This window comes from Duganella zoogloeoides (assembly GCF_034479515.1).
GTDB classification, from domain to species: Bacteria; Pseudomonadota; Gammaproteobacteria; order Burkholderiales; family Burkholderiaceae_D; genus Rugamonas; species Rugamonas zoogloeoides.
Genome location: NZ_CP140152.1, coordinates 336,031 through 352,938, shown reverse-complemented (window position 1 = coordinate 352,938; position 16,908 = coordinate 336,031). Strand labels below are relative to the sequence as shown.

The following is a 16,908-nucleotide window of genomic DNA, read 5'->3' as shown; positions in this document are numbered from 1 at the left end:
TCTCCAATAACTTCATTTAAGCTTATTTGCCCATGGCGTGCGAGATCAACCGGCGCTTGAGCAGCGGAATTTTATCGAGCAGGTTCAAGCCCAGGTTGCGCACCGCGCGCAGCGGTTCGGCATCGGCGCCGAACAGGCGCGCCAGGCCGTCGGTGGTGACCTGCATCAGCAGCACGTCTTCCTTGCGCGCGCGCTCGTAGCGCGCCAGCACGCGGGCGTCGCCCACGCCGCGTTGCGGCTCGCGCGCGGCCAGTGTTTCGATCAGTTGCGCGACATCGCCAAAACCCAGGTTCATGCCATGGCCGGCCATCGGGTGGACCACGTGGGCGGCGTCGCCCACCAGCGCCACGCGCGGCGACGTCATGGTGTGGGGGCGGATCAGGCGCAGCGGGAAATCGCGCACCAGTTCCGGTTGCAACGGCGTCAGTGCACCGAGTTTGTCGGCGGCATACACGGCCAGGCGGTCGGCGATCTGCTGCGCCGACTCGGCGCGCAGGGTATCGGCCAGCGCATCGGGCGCCGACCACACCAGCGAGACCTGGTTGCCCGCCAGCGGCAGCAGCGCCACGATGCCCTGCTCTCCGGTGAACCACTGGTGCGCCGCGCCGTGGTGCGGTTTTTCGCAAGCGAAGTTGGTGACCACGCCGCGCTGGCCGTAGCTGCGGTAATCGAGGCCGATATCGCACTGGCCGCGCACCCACGACTCGGCGCCGTCGGCACCGACCACCAGTTGCGCCTCGACGCTGCTGCCATCGCCCAATGTGACGGTGGCATGGTCGTCGCCACGCAGCAGCGCCGCCGCGCGGCCACCGACAATGGTGACGTTCTGGGCAAAGCGCAGCGCAGCGTCGAGCGCCTGGTTCAGATTGCGCTCTTCCAGTATCCACGCCAAGGTGTCAGTGTGGGCGCCGTAGGCATCGAACGCCAGGCCACCGGGATGGGGACCGTCGCCATGAACGATCATCGCATCGACCGGGGTGACGCGCTCGGCATCGAGCGCGCCCCATACCTTGAGCGACGACAGCAGGCGGTGCGCAGTATGGTTGAGAGCATAAACCCGGGCGTCCCAGCCTTCAGTGGGCGCCGTCACCGGGGGCGCTGGCGGCCCCAGCAGAATGACCTTGAGGCCGGCATTCGCCAGCCCTAGTGCCGTGGTCTTGGCAATCGCACCATTGCCGACGATACAAATCTCGGCGCTGACCGTGGAGGCGGTGGTGGCGGCGGAGGTGGACGGGGACGTGGATTTATTCATCCAACCATTATAGCGTTTGTGCGGAATAGAAATTGGCGCTTGCGCTTTTTCGGGACCCTGCTATAATTCTGGTCCTTGGCCTGGTAGCTCAGTTGGTAGAGCAGAGGATTGAAAATCCTTGTGTCGGTGGTTCGATTCCGCCCCGGGCCACCAAGAACAGTGTCAAACAGAACGCCCGCTCTCGCCAGTGGGCGTTTTTGCATGCGTGCCGTATTATTCTTCTGCGATCGACATGCACAAGGACCACACAATGCTGGACAGCCTTCCCGACCAGTTTCACGCGCTGGTAATCGGCGCCTCCGGCACCATCGGCGCCGCCTTTGTCGCGCTGCTGCGCGCCTCGCCGCGCTGCGCATCGGTGCGCGAACTGCATCGCCACTCACTACCGCCGCTCGACTTTGCCTATGAGGACAGCGTCGCCGAGGCCGCGCGGCAGTGCGCGGCCGGGCCGCGCTTGCACCTGATCATCAACGCCGCCGGCATGCTGCACACGCCAGCGTTCATGCCGGAGAAGCGCCTCGCCGACCTCAATACCGCGCAAATGCAGGCCACGTTCACGGCCAACGTGTTCGGCCCGGCGCTGCTGCTGCGCCACTTCGTGCCTTTGCTGGACAGCGAGCGGGCCGTCATGGCCATGCTGTCGGCCAAGGTCGGCAGCATCGGCGACAACCGGCTCGGCGGCTGGTACAGCTACCGCGCCTCGAAGGCGGCCCTCAACATGATGGTCAAGACGGCTGCCATTGAACTGGCGCGCAACCAGAAGAACTGCGTGCTGGTCGCGCTGCATCCGGGCACGGTCAACTCGCACCTGTCGCAGCCATTTCGCGGTGACGCCATCGGCCGCCCGGCGCACGACGCCGCCAGCGACATGCTGCGCGTACTCGATGCGCTCACCCCGGCCGATAGCGGGTCGTTCCGGTCGTACAACGGAGACCAATTGCCTTGGTAGTGCCAGGGGATGGGTGACCCGGCCATCTTTATATCGCCCACCCACGCCAGTTCATCTAGAATGGTTGCATTTCCATTACTACATGGGCGTGCGATGAAACGGGTGATCTTCAATCAAAAAGGTGGCGTCGGTAAATCCACCATCGCGGTAAACCTGGCAGCGATCGCTGCCAGCCAGGGCAAGCGCACTCTTCTGATCGACATCGACCCGCAATGCAATTCCAGCCGCTACGTGCTGGGCGCGGCGGCGCACGCGGCCACGCCGACTTTGAAAGATTATTTCGAGCAGGTGCTCAGCTTCAGCCAGTTTGCCCAGCCGGCCGGCCACTATGTCCATCCGACACCGTTCGAGAACCTGTCCATCATCGTCGCGCACCCGGAGCTGGGCGACCTGCAGTCGAAGCTCGAATCGCGCAACAAGATCTACAAGCTGCGCGACTTGCTGCGCGAGCTGGGCAAGGAATACGATGACATTTTTATCGACACCCCGCCCGCCTATAATTTCTTCAGCCAGGCCGCCCTGATTGGTGCGGACAGTTGCCTGATTCCGTTCGATTGCGACGATTTTTCACGCCAGGCCCTCTACACCCTGATTAACAACATCAAGGAGATCAAGGCCGACCACAACGCCGACCTGGCCATCGAAGGCATCGTCGTCAACCAGTTCCAGCCGCGCGCCAGCCTGCCGCGCCGCATGGTCGAGCAGCTCACGGAAGAAGGCTTGCCGGTATTCGAGAACAAGCTGTCGAGTTCGGTCCGCATCCGCGAATCGCACGAGCGCAACCTGCCGATGATCCACCTTGACCGCAATCACAAGCTGAGCCAGGAATACCTGGCGCTGTACGGCGAACTGACAGATTCCTGAGCGACCGCTGGCAGGTGCCATATGTCTCCCACCGAACTTACATCCCGAGCAATTTCATTTAATCTGCACAAGATTGATGCTAAGAAATTGCGAAGGATTCAGTCATGCCCTCCCACTCAGAACCGCCCGCCAAGGCGGCCCCGCCCGACACCAAGGAAAGCCGCTTTGTCTTCAAGGTAGCCATCGCCGCTACCATGGGCGCGCTGGCGTTCGGTTACGACACCGGCGTGATCTCGGGCGCGTTGCCCTTCATGAGCGCGCCGCTCGAACAGGGCGGCCTGGGCCTCACCCCGGTCACTGACGGCATCGTCACGTCTGCCCTGGTGTTTGGCGCCGCCATCGGTTCGCTGATGGCCGGTACGCTGTCGGATAAATATGGCCGCCGTACCACCCTGATGGGCTTGTCTCTGGTGTTCCTGATCGGCGTGCTGGGCACCACGTTTGCCCCTTCGGTCGCGATCATGGTGGCCATGCGCTTCGTGCTGGGCCTGGCCGTCGGCGGCGCGTCGTCCACGGTTCCGGTGTTTATTGCCGAGATGGCGGGACCCAGCCGGCGCGCCCGGCTGGTCAGCCAAAACGAACTGATGATCGTCAGCGGGCAATTGATCGCATACATCCTCAACGCGGCGCTGGCGCATTTTTACGGCTCGCCCGACGTCTGGCGCTACATGCTGGCGATTGCGGCAGTGCCGGCCGTCCTGCTGGGGCTGGGCATGTTGATGGTGCCAGCCTCGCCGCGCTGGCTGGCCAGCAAGAACCGCATGGACGACGCCCGCGCCGTGTTGGAACAGATACGCTCGAGCGACAAGCAGATCGAGCGCGAACTCGACGAGATGGTCAAGCTCAACGAAATCGACCGCGACCAGGCCGGCTGGTCGGCCGTGCTGGGCACGCCGTGGATCCGCAAACTGCTGTGGATAGGTATCGGCCTCGGCTTCGTGGCCCAGTTCACCGGCGTTAACGCTTTCATGTACTTCACGCCGATCATCTTGAAGTCAACTGGTCTCGGCACCAACGCGGCGCTGACCGCCACCATCGGCAACGGCGTGGTCGCACTGATCGCCACCTTCATCGGCATCTGGCTGATCGGCAAGCACGGACGCCGGCCGATGCTGATGACGGGCCTGGGCTTCGTGATTGCCACCCAGGCCGCGCTCGGTGCGGTGCTGCTGTTGATGCCCGAGGGACTGCTCAAAAGCTACGCCGCCCTGGCCTGCATCCTGTGCTTCCTGCTGTTCATGCAGATGCTCATTTCGCCCGTGTACTGGCTGCTGATGTCGGAGCTGTTCCCGATGCACGTGCGCGGCGTGCTGACCGGCACCGCCGTGGCGTGCCAGTGGGTATTCAACGGCCTGGTTGCGCTGCTGTTCCCGATTGCCATGGCGCACTTCGGCAGTGCCACATTCTTCGTGTTTGCCGGCATCAATGTGCTATCGCTAATTTTTGTCACGACCTGTCTGCCGGAAACCAAGGGAAAGTCGCTGGAAGGCCTGGAAACCTTCCTGGAGAAGGAGCTCGGCAAGAGCAACTGAGGAGAACATCGCATGGCGAAAATGCGCAAAAAATCCGAGCTGCCGACCAAGCTGTGTGCGCATTGCCAGTTGCCTTTTACGTGGCGCAAGAAGTGGGAGCGTGATTGGGAGCAGGTGAAGTATTGTTCGGAGCGGTGTCGGCGGGCGGGTGCACCTGCCGCAGGTGTTGGCCATGGCTAAGCCAAAGTCGCAGTAAGGCCGCAGCCTCGAGTGCTGGTATATTGACAATCTTCCCGCCTGGCGGGCTTATCAATGTCCATCCCACGATACAAGGCCCTACCCGTGCTCAAAAAATCTCTGTTGATGTTTTTACTGGCGCTGACCAGCGCCGTATGTTTGGCGCAAGAAACGGCAATGGACGTGCTGCTCATGCCCGACATTGGCGGCATCAAGCAGGCGATCGAAATCAAAACGGACGATGCCAGCAAGCCGGTGTTGCTATTTTTGTCTGGCGGCCCCGGCAGCTCCATGATGAATAATGCCGCCCGGTACACCACCGTGTTAAAAACCAGGTTTACCATCGTCCAGTGGGACCAGCGCGACGCCGGAAAAACCTTGAAACTGAACCCGTCGCCGAATCCGCCAACCCTGGCCCAGATGACCGATGACACGCGCCAGGTCGTCGAGTTTGTCAGGAAGACCCTGCGCCAGGAGAAAATATACTTGTTGGGCAGTTCGTGGGGCAACGTGCTTGGCTTCGACATGGTGAAAAACCATCCCGACTGGCTGCACGCCTACTTTGCCGTCAATCCCGTGGTCAGCCAGATGGACAGCGAAAATGAACTGCTGCAAACGCTGAAGGCCCAACTCAAGGACAATGCCGACGCCAGCGACGAACTGGCCAAGGTGAATCCTCCTTTCAACACTGCACAGGATATGTTCTACCTCCGCAAATGGCTGTTCTACAAGGAGGGTAAAACATTCGTGTTCGATCCTGAATTCAAGGCCTTTTTCGGCGAGTGGTCGAAGACCTGGTCCTCGGTATGGACCGACGTGATGCGCATCGACCTGCGCAAGAGCTTAGCAACGGTTCAGTGCCCGGTTTATTTCTTCGTCGGCAAGAACGATATCCAGACTTCCACCGGCGTGGCTATCGAATATTTTGAAAAACTCCACGCTCCACGCAAGCAGCTATTCCTGTTCGAGAATTCCGGCCATCAAATACACCAGGAAGAAGCAGAGAAATTCCAGCAGATGATCATCGGCATCCTGGACGCCAACAGCGCCCGGCAACCGTAACGCCATCTTCAAGCCTTTTTCAAGGCCTCGGCCTTGTGCGCCGCCTCAGCGCCGGTCTTGTCGCTGACGACCAGATACTCGGGATACTCGGCCGACGCGGCCACGTGGTGGCCCTTGAGGTCGGTCGGCGCCGTCAACTTCTTCTTGATGGTGCCGTGCACCGTGCCCTGCGACGATTCCCACGTCACCTTGTCGCCGACTTTTAATGTATGTTTCATGGCCGCTCCCGTATCGATGCAATGCGAGAATTTGACCATGATTCGGCGGCAGGGCGCGTCCCGCACATGCAACCGGACGCGCCCTGCCGCACACATGACCGCTATTGCGGCGCAGCGTCCTTCGGCAGCACCGTCACCACCACCAGGTCGCCCGCCAGCCTGAACTCCTGCGCCAGCGCGCGCACGCTGCCGGGTGTGAGGCCCGCCGCCAGTTGCCCGCTCTCCTTCAAGTACCGCGCGTCGCCGTAGCGCGCATAGCTCAGTTGCAGGCGGTTGAACTGGGCCGTGGCGTCGGTCTTGCGCTTGCCTTCGTCGCTGCGCATTTGCTGGATTTCTTCGTCCAGCATGGCGGTGTCGATCCGTGTCGGCAGGTTTTCCAGCACGGCCCGGGCGGACGCCCACAGCGCATCGAGCCGTTCCGGCGCGGCGGTGAACGACAGTTCGCTGGTGAGGCGGCCCTGCGGCTCCAGGCTCAGCTTGTAGTTCAGGCGATAGATGCCCGCCTCTTTTTCGCGCAGCTCGGTGCGCAGCTGGCGATATACGATGCGCGAAACAATGGCCGTGCGCATGGCCCGCTCCGGCGACCACGCCAACGGCTGGCTGCCGTGGGCGCGCACGCTGCCCTGCGGCTCGATGCCGATCGCCAGCCGGCTTTCGCGGTAGCCAGCTGCCTGCTGCAGCGCGCTGGCTGCAAACGCAGGCGTTGCGGTGCCATCGGCAGTACCGGTGCCGGCGCCGGTGACGCCGACTGCGCTGGATGCCGTGGGCGCGACAGCAGCGGCGCCAGGCGCCTGGCGCGCAATGCCGGCCAGGTGGCGCTCCACCGCTGCCCTCACGGTGGCGGCATCGGCCGGACCGCTGACGAAATACGTGACCGGCAGCGCCGTCAGTTGCCGCCACTGGCGGCGCACCAGCTGCAACCCTGCCTGGCTGTCGAGTTCCTGCACGGCCGCCACGTCCGGCATGGCGTCGGCCGGCAGCCGTTCGCCATAGCGCAGGCGGCTCATCTCGCGGCTGGCACGGTCGCCGGCGCTGTCGGGGCGGCGTGCGCTCACGCGCGCCAGTTGTTCGCTGGCGTCGCTCAGGGCGGCCTGCGATATCTCGGACTGTGCCTGGCCGGCCGCGTACAGCAGGAACAAGTCGTCCAGCTGCGCCGCCGGCACTTGCGCCGTGTAGGCCAGCTGGGTTTCGGTCTGCTGTTGCGACAGCCTCACCTTGTTGCCCGCGCTCCAGCGCGCCATCTCGCCACGCTCCTGGCCTTCGAGGTCGGCGGCGTTGCCCAGTTGCGCAGCCAGCTGCCATTGCCAGCCGGGCGCACCCGGCAAGCGATAGCCGGCGCCCGACTGGGCAGCAAAGCGCATCACCGTGTCGTTCGGCGTGTAACGCCACACCACCGAGTCGCCATTGTCCAGGGTCCAGCGCTGCACGCCCTCGCCCAGGTCGTCCTGGCGCACCACGGCGCCCGACGATTCGATCTCGGGCAGCACCACTGCCGGCAAGGCGGCCGGCGCCTCCTTGTTCACCTTCACCAGCGCCGGCAACGGTTCCGCAGCCAGCGCCTTCTGCATCGCCAGTACTTCTGCGGCGGTCGGCAAGGTGAGCGAACTCAGACCCGGCGCCAGCATGAACACGGCGCGGTCGGGGGCATGGATCCACTGGCGCACGCGCGCGTTTACTTCCGCCGGCGTGATGGCGTCGGCGATGCGGCCGATCTGCGCCTGCTTTTGCTGCGGGTCTTGCAGCACGCGCTCGGCCTGCACCGCGCCGACCAGCATTTGCTGCCAGCCCTGGAAATCGCGCGCGGCCTGCTGCTGCGGACCCTTGGCGTTGAGGCGGCGGATCTCGGCGATCTCGCTGCGAATATCATCTTCGCGCAGGCCATCGCGGCGCACGCGCTCGCGCATCACGAGGATCTGGCGCAGTCCCGCCTGGTGGCTGCCAACGGCAACGCTGGACGCAAAGCCCAGCGACGCCGTGGCTTCGCCCAGCTCGCCCTTGCTGCTGGTAAGCGACGACACGCCCGCCGGCAGGCTGTCGGCGGCCTGGCGCACCAGCGCGCGCAGGCTGCGTTCGGCCACGCGGTCCACCAGCCGAGCACGCAAGCCTTCGTCGTCCTGGCGCTTGTCCACGGCAAAGCGGTTGACGAAGCCCACCTGGCTGGTGCCGCTTTCCGAATCCTGCAGGCGCAGGATTTGCAGCTGGTCGCGCAACACCGGATCGGCGGCATTGCGTGCGGGCAGCGCGGCCGGCTTCAAGCCATTGAAGGCGGCTGCAATTTGCGCACGCAGGGTCTTGGCATCGACGTCGCCCACGACCACCAGCGCCATATTGCCGGGCCGGTACCAGTCCTGGTAAAACTTGCGCAGCGATTCGGCCGGCTGCGTGCGGATGCTCGCTTCGGTACCGATGGTGGGCCGCTGCGGATACAGCGAACCTTCGCGCAGCATGGCGCGGCGCTGACGGTCCATGCGCTCGCGCACACCGAGCTTGCCACGCCACTCTTCCAGGATTACCTGGCGTTCGCGCTCGAGCGCATCGGCCGGGATTTGCGCGCCGCCGGCGATTTGCGCAAGCGCACCCACGCCGGCTGCGATCGTGTCAGGCTTTTTATCGGCCATCAGCTGGTACAAGGTGCGCTCGAAATTGGTTTGCGCGTTGTAGTGCTTGCCGATGCGCCAGCCCTGGCTTTCCATGTAGTTGCCCACGCCCTCGGGGTGGGCGGCAGACGCCTTGAACACCATGTGCTCGACCATGTGCGCCACGCCGGACTGGTCGTCGCGCTCGTCGAGCGAACCGGCGCGTACCACCAGTTGCAGCGAAACCGTGCTGCCCATGGTTTTGCCATCGACGATGTAATAGGTAAAACCATTATCGAGCTGGCCGCGCTGCACGCGCTCGTCCCAGCGGAAGGCTTCGGCCGCCGTAGCAGCCGACATGGTGAACCACAGGCCGACGACGGCAATCAGTTTGAATTTAGAAGTCATAGCCGATCTCCAGTGCGATGGTGCGGCCGCGTTCGTAGCTCGCATAGGTATCGTTTACCGCGATCATGTTCTTGTGGTTGGTAATATTTTCGATGGTCAGTTTCACTTCGAGTTCCTGCCGCTTGTAGATGCGCGGCGTCCAGCGGATCACGGTATCCAGCGCCACCGAGCGCGGCATATTGGTGCGCTCGAAATTGACCAGGCTCACGCCATCGACCACCGCCGAACCGCGTTGCAGGATCTGCTCGAAACCGCCGCGCACGCGCAGCATATTGTTGATGGTCAGGTGCTGCGCCGGCAAGGTGGTCATGGCGCCCAGGCGGGCGGTCCACGGGCGGTTGTAGTTGGCCGCGGGAATATCCGAATAGCGCATCACGGTGCCGTCATACATCACCAGTGCGTCGTTGAGCATGGCGGTGCTGTAGCTGGCCGCATAGGTTGAGTAGTTGGCCTTGGTATCGCTCTTGTTGACCGCTACCCAGAACCGGTTGGCGCTCTTGAGTATCTTGAATGCGCGCGCGTTCGACCAGCTGACCGTGATATCCCTGGTGGTGCTCTGGCCGTTGTTGGTGAAGATGAAGCAGCTGTTGTTGGCGCAGTCGGACTGGTTGGTTCTCGACACCCGCACGATCTGGTCGTTGCCGTCGCGGTGGGTATAGCGCACGCTCAGCGGCCCGGCCAGCAGGTCCGACTCGTAGGTCAGGCCGGCGGTCAGTTCATCGTCGTAGGGCGAGTCCATGTCCTCGAGGCGGTTCGACGGTTTGGTGGTGGTCGGAGCGCCCCAGACCAGCGACGAGGAACTGCGGGTGCGCTGGGTCTTGAGCGCATTAACCTTTTCCTGCATGGCAAAAGCAAACAGGTTACGGCCATAATAACGGTTGGCGCCCAGGTCCAGCGCCAGCACGTCGCTGGCCTGCCAGCCCAGTTTGACGCGCGGTGCAATATTGGTCTTGCCGATCAGCGAATCACGGTCGCCGCGCATGCCGGCCCGCAGCGAAAAATCGCCCCACGTGGCTTCGTCTTCGAGATAGGCGGAAGACGAATGGGCTTTGACGTCGATGGCGCCGACGTTATAGACAATCTCGGTGCGGAAGTACTGTCCCACGCCTTGCCGGCTGGGCGCGGCGGAGCACGCCACGGTATCCGTGATGCCATCGGTGCCCAGGCAGCGCGCCATGATGCCGGTGGCCGGCAGGCTCGAGACGGTGGAATAGTTATACTGGGTTTTCAGGCGCGCATACGTGCCTTCCTGGTTGCGCAGCTCCAGGCCGCTGGCCACGCGGTGCCTGACCGGTCCGGTGTTGAAAGGCGTGAAGGCGGCGCGCAGCTTGTATTCGGCGGTCTTGATTTCCTGGTCCACATCGCCTTGTGCGCCCTCGCCGCTCATCGGGTTGACGCCGAGGGTCGGATCGCCCCAGTTCTTGTCGGCCGACCAGCGCCAGTTCATATAGGTGTCCGCTTCGCCCCGGCGCGATTGCTTGTTACGCGACCAGGACAGCTGGTTGGTCACAGTCGCCAGGTCGTAGCGCGATTCGATCCGTCCGCTCAGATTGAGGCCGCCCGATTTGATGGTGTAGTCGCTGTCGCGGTAGTTTTCGATGAAATAGCTGTTGTTCGACGGCGCATAAGCGAGCGTCATTTCACCCTTGTGAATACCGGTCGCGGGCGTGTAGTCGGCCTTGACCACCAGCGTATCCTGCTCGCGCTTTTGCGTCACTTCGCGGCTGACGGTGGTGCCTTCGTTGCTGGTGGTGAAGCGGTTGAGCGGAATTTCGGAAGTGCGGCGCACACCGCTCACCAACACCCCCCAGGCATCGCCGAACCGGGCTTCCGCCGTGGTTTTATAGGTCCATTTTTTGAAACGCGGTTGCAGGTCGGCGTTCGACGACTCTTCGAATTCCTGTTCGCGCGCCGGATCGATCAGCAGCTTGCTCCAGCTCGACGAGGTATAGCCGATGGCGACCTTGCCGCCGAATTGTTTGCGTGCCGCACACACGCGCGACTTGATCACACCGCCGACGAAGCGGCCATATTCGGCCGAGACGTTCGAATCGAGCACCTCGATATCGCACAGGATGCTGGCATCGACTGCCAGCGATTGCGCCGAACCCGGTATCAGGTCGGGACTGGTGGTAGTGATCTTGTTGCCCGGGTCGATATCATTGGAAATCGATACGCCATCGAGCAGGATTTCGTTCTGGTAGGCCTTGGCGCCGTGGATGCTGATCTCGGCCGGCGCAATCTCGCCGCCGGTCGCCGATGACAGCAGCGCGTCGTCGAACTGCACATTCGGATTAATGCGCAACATGCTGGTCATGTCGCCGTTGACGGCGGCGGCATTGCTGATCATTTCGCGGTCGAGCCGTTCCACCGTCCCCAGCGAGGACGCCTGCACGTGGATCGGCTGCAGCGTCGATTCGGGTTCGGCGCCTGCCGTCTTGTCGCCGCGCGCAGCGGCAGCGGCCGGGCGTTCGCGCAGCACGAAGCCGCCCGACTTGTTCATCACCGCATCGTATTTGGTACCGGCCAACAGCGCCTGAAAGCCGCCCTGCACATCGTACTTGCCCTGCAAGCCTTTCGACTGGGCGCCACCGAGCTGGCCGGCGTCGAACACCAGCACCACGCCCGCTTCGGCGGCGTAGCGGTTGAGCACATCGGCCAGCGGCGCGGAAGCGATGGCGTAGGTTTTGGCGGGCTGGCTGCGCCCCGCATCGCCATCGGCAGCCATCGCCACGGTGGCCGGCAGCAGGATGCCGGCGCTGAGCAAGGCGGCCAGCAAGGGGCGGATACGCAGTTGACGATTGCGCGCTCGGCCTGTGACGGCACTCTGGAGGACAAGGTTCATTTTTGATGGAAAAGTGATCGACTTCCCTGTAGGCCGGATCACCAGTCAAAAAGTACCGTGTTTTTGCAAAATATTTTTGCGACGGTACGGTGAGCTCATCTCGGCCGCAGGCGCCAGCCGTCGCCGGCCTGGTCCAGGCGCAGCCCGAGGCCGTCGGCCAGGGTGTGCAGCGAGCGCTCGGCGGCGTCGATGCGGAAGGTACCGGAGACGCGTCGCACCGCCAGCGCCGGCGCCACTTCGATGCGCTGGCCCGAGTACAGCGCGAAGCGCTCGGCAAATTCGGTCAGCGGCATATTGAGCGCGGTGAGCAGGCCCCGGGTCCAGGCGTCTTCCGGGAACAGCGCGGTTTCCGGGCGGGCGCTGGCGGTTTTGGAAAACAGCACGCGCTGCCCCGCTTCCACCCGCACCCGCGAGCCGGACAGCGGTTGCGCGTCGGCCGCGCTTTGCTGTACTGCCAGCACGGTGTGGGTGTCGAACAGGCTCACGGTCAGGCGCGTGCCCAGCGGCCGGATCACGCCGTCGCGCGCCAGGATGCGCAGCGTGCGGCCCTGCGGATCGCGCCCGCTGGTCAGTTGCAGCACGCCGGCGGTCAGGTACAGGTCGCGGTGATTGGCATCGTAGGCGATTCCCACCCGGGTGCCGGACGCGAGCCACAAGCGGCCGCCGTCAGGCAAGGCCACTTCACGCCGCTCGCCTTTGGCGGCGACGATCCATTCGATGTGCGGCACATCCGGCGCGCTTTGCCAGCTGGACGCCAGCCGGTAGCCGATGGCGCCGGTGGCGATCACGCCCAGCATGGCGAGGACCTGGCGCCGGGTGCCGTGGCTCTGGCGTTCGGCCTGCTTGCGGTCGGTCTGGTGGAATACGTGCGGCGCCTGGCGCGGCGCCGCCGCCAGCAGGCTTTGCAGCTTTTCCACTTTTTCCCACGCCCAGCGATTGGACGGATCGGCGTCGTGCCAGCGCTGCCAGCGCCGGCGGTTCTCGGACGAGTCATCCTCGGCCAGCAGCAGGAACCAGTCGGCCGCCGCTTCCAGCGGCAAGTCGGCGGCGGCGGTGGACGGCGCTGACGTCATCACAGGCACTTCAGGCATTGCACCACCGCCTGCTGCATATATTTTTTGACGCTGCTCACCGACACCCCGAGTTGCGCGGCAATCGTGGCCTGGTCCAGTCCCTCCACCTGCGCCAGCAGGAAGGCCTGGCGCACCTTGGGGCCCAGGTCGGCCAGCAGGCGGTCGATGGTGAGCAGGGTTTCAAGCAGGATGGCGCGCTCCTCGAGCGATGGTTGCAGCGCGGACGGTACCAGCGCCAGCTCGGCCAGGTAGGCCTGCTCGATGTCGTGGCGGCGGAAATGATCGATCATCAGGCCACGCGCGATGGTAGCCAGGTACGAACGCGGCTGCGTCACGTCGGCCACGCAGGCGCCCGATTGCAGGATGCGCACGAAAGTATCCTGCGCAAAGTCGGCAGCGCGGTCGGAGCAGTGTCCAAGGCGCGCACGCAGCCAGCCAGTCAGCCACGGCCGGTGCTCGCGATACAGACTTTCTACACTGACATCCACTATCGGCCCTGCCATCCAGAATTAAATGAGAACTATTATCATTTAAAAGTGGATGAGTGGCAAGCAAATTAAAACGCACTGTGGGCTGGAGGCCGCACAGTGCGCTGGTTTGAAGCTGATGCCTGTTTAGAACTTCAGGCGCATCGTCAGACCTACGACGCGGTCATAGCGGCGGATGTCGCGCGGGTTGCTGGCGATGCCGTGGTAGTCGTGGTAGGTACGATCAAGCAGGTTTTCCACGTCCAGGGTGAAGCCCAGGTTGTCGGTGACTCGGTACGAGATCGATGCGTCGGCGGTCTTGATCGGATCGACCACCAGGTCCAGCGGACCAACCGGCGCGGCCAGAGTGCGGTAGTTGAACGTATCGACAAACTTGCTGCGCCAGTTATAAGCCAGGCGCGCCGACAACGGTCCGCGCTCATACAGGCCGACGATGTTGTACGAGTTTTTCGACAGGCCGGCGAACGGCACTTCCTTGCCGCCATCGACCAGGTGGCCTTTCAGGTACGTGTAGTTCGCTTCCATGCCGAAGCCGCCCAGCCAGCCCGGCAGAAAATCGAAGAACTGGCGGTAGCCGAATTCCACGCCTTCCAGTTGACCCTTGTTGACGTTGCGCGGGCGGTCCATGCGGTACTGCTTGCCGTCGATGGTTTCCAGCGCCAGCGAACGGATGATGTAGTTCTCGAACTTGTGCTTGAACACGGTGGCGGTCAGGCTGCCGGTTGGCGCGAAGTACCATTCCAGTGCGAGGTCGGCGTTCTTGCCGGTTACCGGTTTGAGGTCCGGATTGCCGCCGCTACCACCGTAGATGCCCAGTCCGTCAGGCGTCGCGCCGAGCGACACACCGGGGTTGAAGTCGCCAAAGGCCGGACGCTGGATCGCCTTGCCAGCGTTGAAGCGAGCGATCAGCTTGTCGGTCAGGCTGGCTTTGAGGGTCAGGTTGGGCAGAACATCGGTGTCCGACACGTTACGGTGCACAGGCACCGGCTCGTCGCGGAGGTTTCTGCTGAAGCCCTTCACGTCCAGCTCGGTCTTCACCACGCGCACACCGAGCGTGCCTTCGATCGGCACCTTGCCCGCGTCGAAGCCGAAGCGGGTCTTGCCGTAGAAGGCGGTGGTGTCTTCGCTGTTATTGTAGAGCGAGTACGGATCAGGCGCGGTCTTGCCGTCGCGGCCGTACATCTTGCGCCAGGCGTCGAGATTGGCGTGCTGGTACTGCTCGCAGATCACCAGCCAGCGGTTCATGCCGTAATCGTTGGCAAGCGGCATTGACGGGCAGGTCAGGCCCGGCAGGGATGTGACGGCCGGCAAGCCTGTTTCCGGTACGCCCAGGAAGTTGGCGCTCTCGTGCTGGTAAGACGCCTTGCGCTTGGCCAGGCGCACGCCGCCCGAGAATTCGCGGAAGAAGTGTTCTTCGCCGGCATTCCAGGTGACGTCGCCGCGCCAGTCGTTCGAGCTGCCGCGCGTGCTCGACCAGTTGTCGATAAAGGCGCCGAGCGTGTAGTTGCTCGGGTCCATCATGTTGTAGCCGGGGTAGTCGTAGTAGGCGCCGCCGTTTTTATAGGTACTGGCCGTGACGGTGGTCGGATGGGCCGACATTTCCATGATCGGCATTTCCTGTTGCCACTTGCTGTAAGTGCGGACGAACTCACTGGTCACTTTCAGCGACGGCGACACGTTCCAGCGTCCGCCAATGGCGGCCTGGTGGGTTTCCGAATCGTCCTGCGGCGTCTGGTTCGAGCTCAGCGCGTTCAGGTTGCCGGTCGAGGTCACGGTATCGACCTGCCTGGTGCCGGGGAACAGCGTGTACTTGCTGTTGGCATTCCAGCCCAAGCCGCTGATCATGAACTGGCGTTCCATGTCGTGGTCGATGCGGGTGGACCATCCTTCAGCATACAGCTCGACGGTATTCGACGGCCGCCACTGGAAGGCCCAGTTGCCGGCATAGCGGGTACGCTCGCCACGGCTATTGGTGTGGCCCATGTCGAACGGCGCGGTGATAGTCGGGTCGCTGGTGACGGTATTCGACGGTGGAGAACTCCAGGTCGCTTCGTCGTGATAGCGCCCCAGCTGGTACGACAGGCCGAACAGCGCGCCGAAGTCGCCGTACGCGGTTTTCCAGCGGTTCGAGACCATGCCCGACACTTGCGGGTCGCGGGTGTTCGATTTGTCGCGGTCTTCCACGCGCGTGGCCAGGTTGCCCGAGAAGCCGGCGAAGTCGAACGGGCGCGCAGTGCGTACATCGACCACGCCGGCGGTGCCGCCCTCCACCATCTCGGCGCTTTGCGTCTTGTAGACGTCGATGCGTGAGAGCATGGTGGTGGGAATGTCGGCCAGGTACAGGTTGCGGCCGCCGGACGTATAGACTTCGCGGCCGTTGAGCAGGGTGGTCAGGCCGGGCAAGCCGCGGATGATCACGGAGCTGGCCTCGCCGCCTTCGCGGCGGATTTGCACACCGGTGACGCGGCCAAGAATTTCGGCGACGTTTTTGTCGGGGAATTTACCGGCTTCTTCGGCGACGATGGAGTCGATCACGTCGTCGGCGTTTTTCTTGATGTTCTGGGCACTCTGGGCCGCGCGGCGCACGCCGGTGACGGTGACCGAGGTCACCGCGCTCACCGGTGCGGCAGCTTCTTGCTCGGCGACGGCCTGGGCGTTCTGCGCCCAGACCGATGCGCTGCTCAGGATGCCGGCGCCGGCCAGGATGGCGACGGTCAGTTTGATTTGCATGCGTGGGGACGCTGCGTGCCGCCCGGTTGGGTGTGCGCTCATGATATCTCTCTCCAGTGTTCTATTTTTTTGTTGGTGCACTGGACCGATGACCCAATGCAACCGGTGCCATCTTAGAGAGCGCGCATTTTCTCAACCAATCAATTTTTTGCGCGTTCCGATACCGAAACTACTATGTCAATAGGGTCTTTCGCACTGTTTTCGTGCAAAGCCGGGCCTTTGCGGGGTGCGAAAAAAAACCGGAACGCACGGGCGCCCCGGTTTTTGATGTCAAAATGAGACAAATTTCGTCAGAATTCCTTGCGATTACTGGGCAACTTTGACCTGCTTGACGTCGAAGGTCGATTCGCCAAAGGTTTCCTTGTCAAATTCACCAGTCAATTCAATGATCGTATTCTGATCGATATTGACGCCTTGCGGGAAATGTTTGGCGTCGATTTCCACCGTGATCTTGCCGCTGGCGTCGGTGAACTCGTAGTCTTCGCCGCCCTTGTGGCTGGTCAGTTTGCCCTTGAGCTTGGCGTACTGGTCGTCCTTGCCGTTGGCCAGCAATTCCTTGGCGGTGGTCATCGCTACGCTGGATGGACCGGTGTAGCCGGTAGCGGCAGGCTTGGACGTCGGGCCGGTATAACCGCCGGACTGGGCGATGGCGAAGGTCGAACCGGCGAGCAGTGCGGTCAGGCAGGTAACTTGAATCAAGCGTTTCATGGTGTGGTCCTTTCGTGGTGGGCTTG

The 16,908-nt window shown here is 63.2% G+C and carries 13 protein-coding genes and 1 tRNA gene; 6 read left to right on the top strand and 8 right to left on the bottom strand.

Features of this window, described 5'->3' with window-relative positions; all coding sequences use genetic code 11:
* Positions 1 to 22 precede the first annotated feature (22 nt).
* Positions 23 to 1,252 carry an FAD-dependent monooxygenase gene (locus SR858_RS01605; RefSeq protein WP_019923860.1) on the bottom strand — a complete coding sequence of 410 codons (1,230 nt, stop codon included), beginning with the start codon at positions 1,250 to 1,252 and terminating at the stop codon, positions 23 to 25.
* 77 nt (positions 1,253 to 1,329) lie between these two features.
* On the opposite strand from SR858_RS01605, the gene SR858_RS01600 reads away from it, so the two are divergent.
* The 6 genes from SR858_RS01600 to SR858_RS01575 all read left to right on the top strand — a co-directional run bounded on the left by SR858_RS01600 (position 1,330) and on the right by SR858_RS01575 (position 5,836).
* Positions 1,330 to 1,405, top strand: a tRNA-Phe gene (locus tag SR858_RS01600).
* Positions 1,406 to 1,502: 97 nt separating this feature from the next.
* Entirely contained in the window at positions 1,503 to 2,201 is a 699-nt protein-coding gene (locus tag SR858_RS01595; protein ID WP_040378095.1) for an SDR family NAD(P)-dependent oxidoreductase, read from the top strand.
* A 93-nt stretch (positions 2,202 to 2,294) separates the two neighbouring features.
* The gene (locus SR858_RS01590; protein ID WP_019923858.1) at positions 2,295 to 3,065 is read left to right on the top strand and encodes a ParA family protein; all 771 of its coding nucleotides are present in this window, start codon (positions 2,295 to 2,297) and stop codon (positions 3,063 to 3,065) included.
* A gap of 104 nt (positions 3,066 to 3,169) precedes the next feature.
* Entirely contained in the window at positions 3,170 to 4,597 is a 1,428-nt protein-coding gene (locus tag SR858_RS01585; RefSeq protein WP_019923857.1) for a sugar porter family MFS transporter, read from the top strand.
* Between the two features lie 12 nt (positions 4,598 to 4,609).
* Entirely contained in the window at positions 4,610 to 4,777 is a 168-nt protein-coding gene (locus SR858_RS01580; RefSeq protein WP_084670121.1) for a DUF2256 domain-containing protein, read from the top strand.
* 102 nt (positions 4,778 to 4,879) lie between these two features.
* On the top strand, positions 4,880 to 5,836 hold the full coding sequence (locus SR858_RS01575; RefSeq protein WP_322534297.1) for an alpha/beta fold hydrolase: 957 nt from the start codon (positions 4,880 to 4,882) through the stop codon (positions 5,834 to 5,836).
* Positions 5,837 to 5,844: 8 nt separating this feature from the next.
* Here SR858_RS01575 and SR858_RS01570 read toward each other — a convergent pair whose 3' ends face one another.
* From SR858_RS01570 to SR858_RS01540, 7 genes are all read right to left on the bottom strand, one after another.
* Positions 5,845 to 6,054 (bottom strand): hypervirulence associated TUDOR domain-containing protein, encoded by a 210-nt coding sequence (locus SR858_RS01570; RefSeq protein ID WP_026637635.1) that lies wholly within the window; start codon positions 6,052 to 6,054, stop codon positions 5,845 to 5,847.
* Between the two features lie 101 nt (positions 6,055 to 6,155).
* The gene (locus SR858_RS01565) at positions 6,156 to 9,038 is read right to left on the bottom strand and encodes a M16 family metallopeptidase (protein WP_019923854.1); all 2,883 of its coding nucleotides are present in this window, start codon (positions 9,036 to 9,038) and stop codon (positions 6,156 to 6,158) included.
* The gene (locus SR858_RS01560; protein ID WP_084670119.1) at positions 9,028 to 11,883 is read right to left on the bottom strand and encodes a TonB-dependent receptor; all 2,856 of its coding nucleotides are present in this window, start codon (positions 11,881 to 11,883) and stop codon (positions 9,028 to 9,030) included. The genes SR858_RS01565 and SR858_RS01560 overlap by 11 nt, the downstream gene beginning before the upstream one ends.
* 95 nt (positions 11,884 to 11,978) lie before the next feature.
* Entirely contained in the window at positions 11,979 to 12,974 is a 996-nt protein-coding gene (locus SR858_RS01555) for a FecR domain-containing protein (protein WP_084670117.1), read from the bottom strand.
* Positions 12,956 to 13,444 carry a sigma-70 family RNA polymerase sigma factor gene (locus tag SR858_RS01550; RefSeq protein WP_019923851.1) on the bottom strand — a complete coding sequence of 163 codons (489 nt, stop codon included), beginning with the start codon at positions 13,442 to 13,444 and terminating at the stop codon, positions 12,956 to 12,958. Before SR858_RS01550 ends, SR858_RS01555 begins: the two co-directional genes overlap by 19 nt.
* 126 nt (positions 13,445 to 13,570) lie before the next feature.
* Positions 13,571 to 16,216 carry a TonB-dependent receptor gene (locus SR858_RS01545; RefSeq protein WP_040378059.1) on the bottom strand — a complete coding sequence of 882 codons (2,646 nt, stop codon included), beginning with the start codon at positions 16,214 to 16,216 and terminating at the stop codon, positions 13,571 to 13,573.
* 264 nt (positions 16,217 to 16,480) lie between these two features.
* A complete protein-coding gene (locus SR858_RS01540) occupies positions 16,481 to 16,882 on the bottom strand; it encodes a YgiW/YdeI family stress tolerance OB fold protein (RefSeq protein ID WP_026637634.1) in 402 nt (133 codons plus the stop codon).
* Positions 16,883 to 16,908 lie beyond the last annotated feature (26 nt).